This window comes from Pseudomonas sp. G5001 (assembly GCF_013385475.1).
In the GTDB taxonomy this organism is placed as follows: Bacteria; Pseudomonadota; Gammaproteobacteria; order Pseudomonadales; family Pseudomonadaceae; genus Aquipseudomonas.
The window spans coordinates 132,476-145,507 of the sequence record NZ_JACAPZ010000029.1 but is presented as its reverse complement, the minus strand read 5'-3'; the positions used below and the strand labels follow the sequence as shown (position 1 = coordinate 145,507).

Below are 13,032 nucleotides of genomic sequence, written 5' to 3'. Positions count from 1 at the left end.
TTATGGTTTCTATAAGTCATGCCTATAGTTGGAGCGCCTTCCATGTTGCTGCGTCATATCCGCTACCTGCTGGCCGTTGCCGAGCACCGTAATTTCACCCGGGCGGCGGAGGCGCTGCATGTGTCGCAGCCGACCTTGTCGCAGCAGATCCGGCAACTGGAAGACACTCTCGGTGCGCTACTGCTGGACCGTTCCGGCAGAAGCGTCAGCCTGACCGATGCAGGCGAGGCCTATGTGCGGTTTGCGCGCCTGGCCTTGCAGGATCTGCAGGCCGGCACCCGCGCCATGCATGACGTGCAGGACCTGAGCCGTGGCAGCTTGCGCCTGGCGATGACGCCGACATTTACCGCCTACCTGATCGGGCCGCTGCTGGCGCGATTTAACGGGCTGTATCCGGGGATTACAGTGAGTGTCGAGGAGCTGACCCAGGACCGCATGGAGGCGGCACTGACGGAGGATTTGCTGGATATCGGCATCGGTTTTACCGGCGAGCATTTGCCGGATATCGAGTGTGAAGGGGTGTTTGTCGAGGCGTTGAGCGTAGTGGTGAGCGCCGGTCATCCCGGCATTGATCGACAGTCGTGGCTCCAGCAGCCGTTGGTGCTGCTGAATGCCGGCTTCGCCACGCGTCGCTATATCGATGAGTATTTTCGCAGCCAGGCGGTGAAACCGCTGATTACCATGGAGGCCAATTCCATCAGCGCGATTATCGAAATCGTACGAAATACGCAGTTGGCGACCATCCTGCCCAGCGCGATTGCCCAGGTGCAGCCGGGGTTGCAGGCGGTGCCGCTAAGCCCGCCGTTGCCGCAACGCACGGCGGCGTTGCTCAGCCGCAAGGGAGGCTATCGCAGTGCGGCGTGCAGGGCGTTTGTCGAGCTGGTCAGGGCGCAGCCAGCCACTGATTGATGATGCCGTCATACACGCCGGTCACCGTGCTCAAGTGCAGCCACTGGTCCACGTAACTCTTCCATGCGACATCATCGCGGGGCAGCAGGAACGCTTTTTCGCTGTACTGCATGTACCGCTCGGGATTCACCGCGCACAGTCCCGGCTTGAGCTTCTGCTGATACCGCGCCTCGCTGGCGTCGGTGATCATCACGTCCGCCTTGTTCGCCAGCAGTTCCTCGAAAATCGTCACGTTATCCGGGAACAGCGTCAGTTGTGCCTTGCCCAAATGCGCCCGCGCAAATACTTCATTGGTGCCGCCCGCAGGCTCGATCACGCGTACCTGCGGCTGGTTGATCTGCTCCACCGTCTGATAGCGCTGCACATCGGCGCAACGCACCAGCGGGATCTTGCCGTCGACGCCCAATGGTTGGCTGAAAAACGCCTTTTTCTGCCGCTCCAGGGACACTGAAATACCACCCACCGCAATATCACAGCGCTGGGCCAGGAAGTCCGGCATCAGGGTTTTCCAGGTGGTCGGCACCCACTTCACCTGCACCCCAAGGCTCTTGGCCAGGGACTGGGCCATCGAAATGTCGATGCCTTCGTAGCTGCCGTCCGGGCGCAAATAGCTGTAGGGCTTGTAGTCGCCGGTGGTACAGACGCTCATTTCGCCGCGCTGGAGCACTTCATCCAGGCGCGACGCAGGGCTGTCGGCCAGGGCCTGGGCAGACAGGCCGGCCAGCAGGGAAAGGGTCAGCAATGCTTTCATGCGGTCGGGTCCTTGGGCATGGGCAGGGCCGCCATTATTTGCAAATGTTTAGCCACGGCACAACCAAACTCCATCAAGACTGGATTTAACGGCTTAACCTCGCGTGTGAGGCTGCCCGGCATCTCTTTACTGTGAATCCCGCATGGACGGTTCCCCCGACACACACCCTGAGACATCGCCAGGCGCCACCGCGTCCAGCCGTCCGGATCGTCGTCGAGTCACCGCTGATGCCCTCCCTTCCGAACTCGCCTTCTGGGCGCTCTGGCACTGCCGCCACGCGCGCCCACCGGACACCTTTCTCCTACGTTGATTTGCCCGAATGGATGCCCCGCGCATCTGCCCGGCAGCGCCCGCGCGCCTGCCTGACGCGAACGTATGAGAATGCCCATGAACACGCCCTTTGCCACCCTGCACGAAGCCCAGTCCTTTCTTGAGCAGAACCCGGATATCGAGATGTTCGAGCTGTTCATCCTCGACAACAACGGTGTGCCTCGCGGCAAACTGCTGCACCGCGATGAACTGCTGGCGGTCTATGAAAGTGGCCGGCCGCTGCCGAGTACCATCCTCGGCCTGACCATCAATGGCGACGACGTGGAGAACTCCGGGCTGGTCTGGGAAGTCGGTGATATCGACTGCCGCGCTTACCCGGTCAGCGGCAGTTTGCAGCGCATGCCGTGGCGCCTGATCCCGACGGCAGCAGTGCAAGTCAGCATGCACCCCACCGAAGGCATGCCCGCTACCGTGGCCGATCCCCGGCACCTGCTGGCCAGGGTGATTGACGACCTCAAGGCCGACGGCTATTACCCGGTGATGGCGGCGGAGCTGGAGTTCTATTTGCTCGACCAGATACCCGACAGCAACGGCCGCCCGCAACCGGCGCGGGATGTCGACGGCGGGCGCCCGCGCTCGACCCAGGTCTACGGCCTGCGGGAGCTGGAGCAGATCGAACCGTTCCTCGCCGACCTCTACAGCGCCTGCAAACTCCAGGGCATCCCGGCGCGCACGGCGATTTCCGAATACGCCCCGGGCCAGGTGGAAATCACCCTGGAACATCGCAGCGATGCCCTGCAAGCCATGGACGAGGCGGTGCGTTACAAGCGCCTGGTCAAGGGCGTAGCCCACAAGCACGGGATGACCGCGTGTTTCATGGCCAAGCCGTTTGACGATCTGGCCGGCACCGGCATGCACATGCACGTCAGCCTGGCCGACCGCGACGGCAATAACCTGTTTGCCAGCGAAGCGCCCGACGGCACGCCGCTGTTGCGCCACGCGGTGGGCGGCATGCTCAGCACCTTGCTCGACTCGTTGCTGATGTTCTGCCCCAACGCCAACTCCTATCGACGCTTCCAGACCAACAGCTACGCGCCGCTGGCCGCGACCTGGGGCGTGGACAACCGCACCGTCACGCTGCGGGTGCCCGGCGGGCCGGCGTTTTCCCGGCATATCGAACACCGTATCTGCGGCGCCGACGCCAACCCGTACCTCGCGGCGGCCGCGATTCTGGCCGGTATCCACCGGGGCATCCGCGAACAGCGCGACCCCGGCGCGCCGGTGGAGGGCAACGGTTATGCCCAGGCCAAGGAGTTGCTGCCCACCGATTGGCTGACCACCTTGCGTGCGCTTGAAGGCTCGGTTTGGGCGCGTGAGGCGTTCGGCGGCGAATTCCTCGGCGTGTACCTGGCGGTCAAGCGGGCCGAATACCGTCAGTTCATGGGCGAGGTGGGCGAGCAGGATTGGCGCTGGTATCTGCACCAGGCCTGAAGATGAAGGCGCTGATCACAGACAGTTAACAGACAGGCAGCGGGCTGGATACTGGTTCTGCATTAACGGCGAACAATCCTTCGACCTTTTTTTCACGAGACGGTGGTTAAGCTGCGAATGTCTGATCCATTAACAGAGTCGTGTGATGCCGTCGCAACCGCCGTCTTCCATCGAGATTGAATTTGCCGAACGCGCTGGCCAGCAGCATGCCCTGGTCTGCGCCGACACGCGTCCGCCGGGGCTGTTGCGGCGCCTGGGGTTGTGGCGCGATGAGCAATTGGTGCGCCGTGCGCTGAAGATCGCCGGCGAGCCAGGGCTGATTCTCGACCTGGCGTGCGGCTCCGGGCGCTTTTGGCCGGTGCTGGCCGAGCACAGCAACCGGGTGATCCTGGCGTCGGACAACTCCCAGGACATGCTCGACCACGCCCGTACCCACCACGCGCCGGGCTTGCTCAAGCGGATCAAGACCTTCCAGGGCTCGGCATTTTCCATCGGCCTTTCGGCCAACGCGGTGGACTGCATTTTTTGCCTGGAGTTGTTTCGCCATGTGCCAACGGCAGAAGGGCGCCTGGCCCTGCTCGGTGAGTTTCATCGGGTAAGCCGCGACACGGTAATCGTCTCGGTCAACAGCGACAGCGGGTACCGGGCGTTGCAGCCTGGCCCGGCGGCAGTTGCCAGCCACCGGGCGCAAGTGGAGGCGGAGTTTCGCCTGGCGGGTTTCAAGGTCCTCGGTCAACAGGAGTTCATGCCCGGCTCAGCCATGTGGCGGGTGTATGTCCTGCGTAAGAGAGGATAAGTACCGACTGTCGGACTATTCTTCAGCTCCTATAAGAGTTTTCATGGCGGATGCTGTACTGCGAATGCTCGCAACTCCCTTTCGCGATATATACTGCGCGCCATTCTTCAAGGGAGAGCCGTGTGGCCATCGATATTCACTGGATCTGCGACAACGATAGCCTCGGCCAGCACTGCGCCGAATGGCAGCAGTTGCCATTCGTCGCCCTCGACACCGAATTCATGCGGGTCGACACTTTTTATCCCATTGCCGGGCTGATCCAGATCGGTGATGGCGTGCGCGCTTACCTGATCGACCCCCTGACCATCGACAACTGGCAACCCCTGGCCGCCTTGCTGGAGAACCCGGCGGTGATCAAGGTGGTACACGCGTGCAGCGAAGACCTGGAAGTGTTGCTGCGCCTGACCGGTAGCCTGCCGGTGCCGTTGTTCGACACGCAACTGGCGGCGGCCTACCTGAACCTCGGTTTCTCCATGGGCTATTCGCGGTTGGTGCAAGCCGTCCTCGATATCGAGTTGCCCAAGGGCGAGACCCGCTCCGACTGGTTGCAGCGGCCATTGTCCGAGACGCAAATCAGCTACGCCGCCGAAGACGCGGTGCACCTGGCAGAAGTCTACACACGCCTGCGCCCGAAGCTTTCCGACGACAAATACGCCTGGGTCCTGGAAGACGGTGCCGAACTGGTGGCCAACCTGCGCCGCGAAGTCGACCCGTACGAGGTTTACCGTGACGCCAAGCTCGCCTGGAAACTCTCCCGTGCCCAGCTCGCCGTATTGCGGGAACTGTGCGCCTGGCGCGAACAGCAAGCCCGTGCCCGTGACCTGCCGCGCAACCGGATCATCCGTGAGCACTCGTTATGGCCCCTGGCCAAATCCCAGCCGGATAACCTCGCCGCGCTGGGCAAGATCGAAGACATGCACCCGCGCACCGTGCGCCAGGACGGCGAGTTCCTGCTGGGCCTGATCAAGCGCGCCGGCAGCGTGCCCATGGACCAGTGGCCACCGGCGGTTGCCGAGCCATTGCCGGTGGACGCCGCCACGCTGATCAAGCAACTGCGCGCCCTGGGCCAGGCCGAGGCCGAACGCCTGGACATGGCGCCGGAACTGATGCTGCGCAAGAAAACCCTTGAAGCCCTGGTCAAGAGCGGCTACCCCGAGGGGCCTTACCAATTGCCAGATTCGCTGCGTGGCTGGCGCCGCGAACTGATGGGCCAGGCGCTGCTGGACAGCCTGGCCACTGCCGGAGAACAGCCTTGAAACGTATTTGCTCCATCTATCGCAGCCTCAAACGAAACGAGATGTACCTCTACGTGCTGAAAAGCGATGCACTGGAGCGCGTGCCGGAAAGTCTGCTGGCCGCCTTCGGCAAGCCGCACCACGCCTTCGACCTAGTGCTGAGCCCGGAGCGCAAGCTGTCCCGCGAGGACATCACCGTGGTTCTGGATAACCTCGAAAAGCAGGGTTACCACCTGCAAATGCCGCCGGCCGAGGACGAGTACATCGAACACTTGCCCGAAGAGCTGCTGCGACGCAATGACCCGATGTGATCGGTCAGTGCCCCGTCCGGGGCACATTCATCAATGGAATTCAATTTTTGGCGGCGGCCGCACGGTACAGTGAACTGGACCGGCGGCCGCCTGCAGTGTTTTTGAAAGGTTTGAACCATGCGCGTTCTGATTGCTGAACACGATCACCCGCTGTACGCCCGGCTGCTGCGCGAAGCGGCGCCGGACCTTGAGGTCATGACCAGCGGCGACTCCGCCGAATTGTCGCGCCTGGCGGCCGATTGCCCGGTGTGGCTGGGCCAGCCGGATCTTCTGGCCACCTTGCTGCGCCAGGGGCACCAGCCACAATGGCTGCAATCCACCTGGGCCGGCATCACGCCGCTGCTGGCCGACGGCCTGCCGCGGGATTACCGCCTGACCCGCGCCGTGGGCATTTTTGGCCAGGTGATGGCCGAATACGTGCTGACTTACATGCTTGGCCATGAGCGTGAAGTGCTGGCGCGGCTGGTCAGCCAGGTCGAGCGCAAGTGGGATAACCGCATGGGCCAGAGCCTGGCGGGGCGCAAAGTGCTGATCGTCGGTACCGGTGATATCGGCCGCAGCGTTGCGCAATTCCTGCAGCCGTTTGGCGTTGAGCTGTACGGCATTGCCAGTGAGGCCCGTGAGCAGGCGCCGTTTGTCGAAGTTGCCGGGCTCGACGCGTTGCCGCGCCTGGTGGGTGAGGTGGACTACGTGGTCAACCTGCTGCCTAACACACCGAACACCCACGATTTGTACAATGCGGCGCTGTTCAAGCAGTTCAAGCCGACCGGGTTGTTCATCAACGTCGGGCGCGGCGTGGCGGTGGTCGATGCGGACCTGGTGGAAGCGTTGAAGGAAGGCCATCTGGCCGGCGCGGTGATTGACGTTTGCCGTCAGGAACCATTGCCCCAGCGCCATCCGTTCTGGACTGCCTGGGGCTTGCTGTTGACCGGCCACAGCTCGGCGCCGACTTCGCCGGGGATGATGGTGCAATTATTTGTCGAGAATTTGCGCGCGTACCAGGCGCAGGAAACGTTGCGCGGCGAAGTGAGTTTCGAGCGCGGTTACTGACAGCGCGAAGGCCCGGCAACGCGTGTTGCCGGGCGCTTACAAATTTCTGCAAACACTAATCAGATGTTCGTTTCGCAGGCCGTATGTGAGGCTCGTACCCCTCTCCAGATGGGTACATTCTCATGTTGAATGCTGGCACTGTGTCTCTCCCTCCACGGGTAACTTCGCAACTTTCCCTGCTTTCTACCGAGCCGGCGGAGCTCCCTCTATTGCCCTCTGCTCTGGGTGCTACGGCCGATCGCGATACGCAGGCCCTCGCCCCAGTCCCCCGGCAATCCGGTCTCACCGCGGCGTTGGGCGACCGCGAGAATCTGCGGACACTGGGCCAGAAGCTCAACGAAATCGCCAGCCGTCTTGGCGTGAATGCCAGTCCTCAAGCGGTGCTGGCCGCGCTGCAAACGACACCGATGCAAATACACCCCGACTCGTCCTACCCGACCCAGGCGGGTAAAGCGGCGACGGTAGAGACCTTTCTCGGAAGTATCGGCTTGGGGTTGCCCACCAATCATTTTCAGCTGACCGGTCATGCCCACGCGGTGAGTGACAGGGCACTGGAGCATCCGCTCGGCAATTTTGGCGGCGGGTTGTCCTGGCCTGTTCCCATGAGCGCCGCTGAACAACGCAGGGTACTGGCGGCGGCTACCGACCATGGCAGCCAGAACCCCAATGCACCGCACATCGGCGCAAGCGTGGGTGTACTGGAATATCTGAACGCGAACCAGCCGTTGTCGGGCGAGGCATTGGCTGATCCTGCCAAGGCACTCGAAACCCTCGTCAGCTCCACCCGCGGGCAGGCACTGGGGCAAGCCATACAGGACCAGCTTGGGGGCGCCGCGTCCGAGACCAGCGTGAACGAGTACGCACTGAGTGCGATCCATCTGCTGCTTGACCCGGAGTCCATCACGGCGCCGCACCGTAACCGCGTGGCGGGTTTCGACCTCGCCCAACAAGCCCATTGGGGCAAGCCGGCTTCGACAGTGCTCGAGCGCCTGAGCACTTACCTGCACGAAAATCACAAGACCAGTCCCGAGATGGCCAAGGCCGGCGCCTATTTGTTACTGGCACGAAAGGCGCCCGAGTTTTTGATCAAGGATATCCCCGACCGCGTGACCTACGGCAGCCCTGCCTGGGTAAGCCTCGCGGTCGCAGCGGCGGCCATAGAGGCGCAGTTCCCCGGAAAGGTGGCGCACATGACCTTTGCCCAAGTCATGTCCTGCGCGGAAAACGCGATCCTGACGAATCGAGCCGCCGCCGAACATGCACAAAAGGCGGCATTGGTGGACTGGGCCGTGGTCAACGGGATCGTCACATGCCAGTCAGGTGATCATTACAGCGACGATGAGATAGACCGTGCAAGGACGGCATTCAACGCACAACTGAAGTCGACGCTTGCGGCTACCGGTTTGTTGGAAGCCGAGATTCCAAGCCGTAAAGACATTGCGTTGGCCCATTTGAAGGAGCGGTTTGGCGAACACGTACCTTTTGAAGAGAAACGACTGAAGATCGTTGACTCGAAACAACCGTCAGCCCAACCACTTTATGATCCGAACCGGGCGCCCGGCGGGCTTTTCTCGTTGTTGGACATCGCCATGAGCGGACTTGGCCAATACCCATGGGAAACCAGGGACCCGAGCATTGCCGAGGCAATCAAAGGCAAGAGCCTGGATTTCAGCGTGAACAAAATCTTCAACGAAGAATTTGAACAAGCAATCACTTCTCGCCAGCAAGGGGTTCGCCGCGTCATCAAGCACCTTGTCGCAACACTGCCCTTGGTTGACCGGGAAAACCTGGAGTTTGCAAAGCTCGAGTTTTTTCAGAAAAACACTTATGAACTGGGCCTCGACTTCACCTCTAAAAAACGCCAGGGCGCGGAAAACAAACTGTGGGTCAAGGCCACCGGAAGGAATGGCAACACTGTTTATGAAATTGATTTGAACGCAGGTGCAATCAAGTCGGTGCCGACCTCGGAGTTAACAACAAAACGCGAGCGGCAGGCCAACAAGGAGTTCAAGACGGAGCCCTTCAAGCCCAAGACCGTGAGCGAGGCTGCCCTTGGCCAAAAGAGCCAGGACGGCTTGTCAACGCCGCCCCCCAGTTTTTCCAGTGCGCGAACCCAGCACATCGCCGATGCCTTTGTTGAGCATCTTGATCTCGACAGTGATGATATAAAAACCTATGCCCGGGGTGTCACCTCATTCGATAAACAAATGGCAACCGAGTGGAACGTCACCCACTTTTTTCTTGACCTGATTCCGCTCAGGTCAGCCATCGTGAATTTTTCCAGGGGCAACCACCTGGAAGGGGCCAGTGACCTGGCGCTGGATGTCTTTGGTTTTGTCACGGCGGGCGCGGGTGTGGCGGCGAAAGTCACGAAGGCGGGGGCCAAGGTCGCGAGCGCCGCCGCCAAGGCCATTCAAGTGGCAAAAGTCATCGGTGTGGCTGCCATTCAAGCATTCAACCCATTGGATGGCTTCAGCGAACTGGTCGCGGGCGGTGCCCGGTTGCTGGGCAAAGGCGCCAACTTTGTACGCGCCACGGGTGCAGAGGTGGTCAACAAGCTCAGGGGCGCGAGCGGCAGCTATGACCTGTTGAAGGCTGCCAGTAAACACTATGACGCAGCAGCGACGGGTACCTTCAAGGTCGCCGGGCAAAGCGTTGATGGAGGCGCGGTACTCCAGAACGGTCGATGGTATGCGTTTGATGTGGACAGGATGCGGCCTTACGGCAGCCCTCTTGAAGGCTTCACCGCAAAAACGAGTGCGATGGATGGGGCGATCATCACCACGCCTGCCGAGCCGGGCAGCGCCCTGAACAACCGGTTGCTTGGCGACTACAGCGTGGCCGAATCGAAAATAGCCGGGCTTGCGCGCAACAGTCAGGGGATCTATGTGGCGGCGGACGGTCACTTGTCCCACATCCGCCATACCGATACTGCCGGCAACACTGCGGTCTACGAAGTGCGGCAAGTGACTCGCACCGCCGACGGTGCCGTACAGGCGCAGATTTATCACAACAACCGGCAAACGCCGCTGCTGGTGCAGCACCTTCAGGGGGACCAATGGCAGCGCCTGGGGGCACGCGGCGGTAACCCGCCTTCTGTGGCATCAGACCTGGGGCCGGAAATTGGCGGGGGTGGTGAGGGGACGATCTACGACAGTCTCGACGGGAAAAGTGTCTATAAGGACTATGGCCCTTCATCCATGACTTCTGCCGACGACTTTGTCGATAACGAGACCCTGTGCCTGAACAGCTATTACGGTGACGGCTTTGCAACCACGATATTTGAAAATGGTCGCCGTTATTTGAAAATGAGCAAGCTGGACGGGGTGGATGTAAATACCCTGGCAAGGGGAAGTTTGCCCCCAGAGGCCAGGCTTTTACTGGATGACGCATTTCGGCGCATGGAACAGAAAAATCTTTACCACAACGATCTGCAGTTAAGTAATTTCCTGTATTCAGCGAGGGATAATAAAATCTATCCAGTGGACTTGAACGCAAACGGTCTTGAAGACATGACACCGTTTCTCGCCAGTATGTACAAGCGTGATCGAGACGAGCTGCGCAGGGCCTATTACGCGCTGATCGCCAAGGCGTAGCTGCACTTGTGGCGGGTGTACCCTGCTGTGATCGCAGCAGCAGGGTTTTGACGTGACCGTCAACGACTGCCAGAGCGTGTTCAGTCCTGGTGGTTGAAGTCGCCTTCGGACACCAGCTCGTTCAATGGACGACGCGGGCTCGGGGTTTCCCGGGCTTGCAGGTAGTCGGCCAGGGTCGATTTGTCGCCGAGCTTGCCAATCGCCACGGCAGCGTGCAGGGCGTAACCTTCAGGAATCTTCAGTTCCTTGCGGGTCAGTTCCTGGTCGAAACCGGCCATGCCGTGGGTGTGCCAGCCGCTGAGGCTGGCTTGCAGCGCCAGGTGGCCCCAGGCCGAGCCGGTGTCAAAGGTGTGCCACAGGGCCGGGGTTTCTTCGGCGGCACCAGGCACGGCAAAGGTCGTCTTCGACGCGACGATCACCAGGGCCGAGGCATGCTGCGCCCAGCCACGGTTGAATTCGTTCAGCAGGCCCAGGAAACGTTCCCAGTTCGGCGTGTCGCGGCGCGCATAGAGAAAACGCCATGGCTGCGAGTTGTAGGCCGAAGGTGACCAGCGCGCGGCTTCGAAGAAGCTCAACAGGGTGTCCACCGGGATGCTTTCGCCGGTGAAGGCGCGCGGCGACCAGCGGTCGGTGAATTGTGGGTGGATCGGATAGTCGGCGACGCGTGGGTTGCTGCTCATTGGGCTGATCCTGATGAAAAACCGGGGTTCAAAACTACTTCGCCGCCGGGTGGCTGACAAGTCTTGTTCTACCGACAGTCGTAAGCGCTTGGCCCCGGGGGCCATGGGCACTAGACTGGCGGCCTTTTAACATACCGATATTGATGTAGAGCCATGGCCGCCAAAGTCGAACCTTTCTGGATCCGCAAAACCCTCGAACAACTCGACCAGGATGAGTGGGAGTCGTTGTGCGACGGCTGCGGCCTGTGCTGCCTGCAAAAGCTCGAGGATGAAGACGACAACAGCGTCTACTACACGCGCATCGCCTGCAAACTGCTGGACCTGAAAACCTGCCAGTGCACCGATTACCCCAACCGTCGCGCCTCGGTGCCCGATTGCATCCAGCTCACTCCGGGCCAGGCCGACCAGTTCAAATGGCTGCCGCCCACCTGCGGTTACCGGCTGGTCAGCGAGCGCAAGGACTTGCCGCTGTGGCACCACCTGGTCTGCGGCGATCGCGACGCTGTGCACCAGGAACGCATTTCCCAGTCCGGGCGCATGCTCAGCGAAGGCAGCGTGCCCGAGGATGACTGGGAGGATTACCTGATTTTTCGAGCAGGCTGAGAAGGAGTGTGTATGACGGTTGGAGCCAGGCTGGCGGCGAGCCTGCTGTTGTTGGTATTGAGTGCGCCGGCGTGGGCGGCGAAGAAAGTTGACCTGGACTATCACGTCAAGCTGTTGCCCCAAAGTGATCAGGCAGAAGTGCGCCTGAGCCTGTCCCAGGGCTCGGCGGTGCGCAGCCTCAACTTCGACCTGGGCCGCGACGGCGACTACAGCGACTTCAAGGCCGATGGCCAGTGGCAAGTGTTGCCGGGCAATACCCCGGGTGACAGCCGCGGCCTGTGGCAACCGAGTGCCGACAAGGCCAGCCTGACCTACCGTGTACGCCTCACCCACGCCCGCAAGAAAGGCGTCTATGAAGCGCGGATGACCCCGAGTTGGGCGCTGTTTCGCGGCGAAGACCTGGTGCCCACTGCACGTCTAGATCAACAGGACGGCATTGAACTGGTGTCGCGCCTGGTGTTTGAACTGCCTGCCGGCTGGAAAAGCGTCGAGACGTCCTGGCCGCGCATCGGCAAGAACAAATTCCGCATCGATAACGTTTCCCGCCTGTTTGACCGGCCCACCGGCTGGATGCTCGCGGGTACGCTGGGCAGTCGCAGGATGCGCCTGGGGGAAACCGAAATCACCGTGGCGTCGCCCAAAGGGCAAGGCATGCATCGCATGGATGTGCTGACCTTGCTGACGTTTGTCTGGCCGCAAGTGCAAGCGGCATTCCCACGGCACCCGGCGAAATTGCTGGTGGTGGGCGCCAGTGACCTGATGAGGCGCGGTGCGTATTCGGCGCGGGACTCGATTTACCTCAACAGCCGTACGCCGTTGGTCAGCGAGAACGGCAGCAGCCCGTTGATCCGTGAAGTGGTGCAGGCTATCGGCCGCTTCAACGACCACCAGGGCAGCGACTGGATCAGCGAGGGCTTGGCGCAGTACTACGCCATTGAGCTGATGCGCCGCGCAGGGGGGATCAGCGACGATCGTTATGCCGCCCTGCAGGCCCGGCTGGCCAACGAAGGCAAGGACGTGACCACCCTGCGGGTCGAGCACGCCAGTAGCGCGACCGTCTCACGGGCGGTGGTGTTGTTGCAGGAGCTGGACCGCGAGATTCGTGTGAAAACCCACAACAAGCGTTCGCTGGATGATTTGACCCAGGCGGTGATGCGCTTGAACAGCATCAGCACAAAGGAATTCGTGCAGCTGGGGGAGAGCATTATTGGCGAGTCGTCGGTAGTACTCGATACCAAACTGCTGCACTGAAACCAAGGTGGGAGCGGGCTTGCTCGCGAAAGCGGTGTATCAGAAACACAGTCAGTGACTGACACTCCGCTTTCGCGAGCAAGCCCGCT

At 61.3% G+C, this 13,032-nt stretch carries 11 protein-coding genes; 9 read left to right on the top strand and 2 right to left on the bottom strand.

The annotated features are described in order from the left end of the window. Positions 1–42 precede the first annotated feature (42 nt). On the top strand, positions 43–909 hold the full coding sequence (cynR, locus tag HX805_RS23065) for a transcriptional regulator CynR (protein WP_177080164.1): 867 nt from the start codon (positions 43–45) through the stop codon (positions 907–909). On the opposite strand, the gene HX805_RS23060 is transcribed toward cynR, so the two are convergent. Beyond that, complete coding sequence (locus tag HX805_RS23060; protein WP_008437921.1) at positions 884–1,660, bottom strand: transporter substrate-binding domain-containing protein; 777 nt, start codon at positions 1,658–1,660, stop codon at positions 884–886. The genes cynR and HX805_RS23060 overlap by 26 nt on opposite strands. Before the next feature lie 387 nt (positions 1,661–2,047). On the opposite strand from HX805_RS23060, the gene HX805_RS23055 reads away from it, so the two are divergent. From HX805_RS23055 to HX805_RS23030, 6 genes are all read left to right on the top strand, one after another. Beyond that, complete coding sequence (locus tag HX805_RS23055) at positions 2,048–3,421, top strand: glutamine synthetase family protein (protein ID WP_177080163.1); 1,374 nt, start codon at positions 2,048–2,050, stop codon at positions 3,419–3,421. Between the two features lie 145 nt (positions 3,422–3,566). After that, positions 3,567–4,217, top strand: coding sequence for a class I SAM-dependent methyltransferase (locus HX805_RS23050; protein WP_003210665.1), 651 nt, complete (start codon positions 3,567–3,569; stop codon positions 4,215–4,217). 122 nt (positions 4,218–4,339) lie between these two features. Continuing rightward, complete coding sequence (gene rnd / locus HX805_RS23045; RefSeq protein WP_003210666.1) at positions 4,340–5,473, top strand: ribonuclease D; 1,134 nt, start codon at positions 4,340–4,342, stop codon at positions 5,471–5,473. Continuing rightward, on the top strand, positions 5,470–5,763 hold the full coding sequence (locus HX805_RS23040; RefSeq protein WP_177044945.1) for a YcgL domain-containing protein: 294 nt from the start codon (positions 5,470–5,472) through the stop codon (positions 5,761–5,763). Before rnd ends, HX805_RS23040 begins: the two co-directional genes overlap by 4 nt. Positions 5,764–5,880: 117 nt before the next feature. After that, positions 5,881–6,813, top strand: coding sequence for a D-2-hydroxyacid dehydrogenase (locus HX805_RS23035; RefSeq protein WP_003210668.1), 933 nt, complete (start codon positions 5,881–5,883; stop codon positions 6,811–6,813). 209 nt (positions 6,814–7,022) lie between these two features. Next, positions 7,023–10,409: a hypothetical protein gene (locus HX805_RS23030; protein ID WP_256344525.1), complete on the top strand. Its 3,387-nt coding sequence runs from the start codon at positions 7,023–7,025 to the stop codon at positions 10,407–10,409. 80 nt (positions 10,410–10,489) lie between these two features. On the opposite strand, the gene HX805_RS23025 is transcribed toward HX805_RS23030, so the two are convergent. Further along, positions 10,490–11,089: a nitroreductase family protein gene (locus tag HX805_RS23025; RefSeq protein WP_003210670.1), complete on the bottom strand. Its 600-nt coding sequence runs from the start codon at positions 11,087–11,089 to the stop codon at positions 10,490–10,492. Positions 11,090–11,242: 153 nt separating this feature from the next. Here HX805_RS23025 and HX805_RS23020 point away from each other — a divergent pair, with 153 nt between their 5' ends. Both HX805_RS23020 and HX805_RS23015 read left to right on the top strand, forming a co-directional pair. Then, positions 11,243–11,692, top strand: coding sequence for a YcgN family cysteine cluster protein (locus HX805_RS23020; RefSeq protein WP_003210671.1), 450 nt, complete (start codon positions 11,243–11,245; stop codon positions 11,690–11,692). A gap of 12 nt (positions 11,693–11,704) precedes the next feature. After that, entirely contained in the window at positions 11,705–12,943 is a 1,239-nt protein-coding gene (locus HX805_RS23015; RefSeq protein WP_177117332.1) for a hypothetical protein, read from the top strand. The last annotated feature ends 89 nt before the right edge of the window (positions 12,944–13,032 follow it).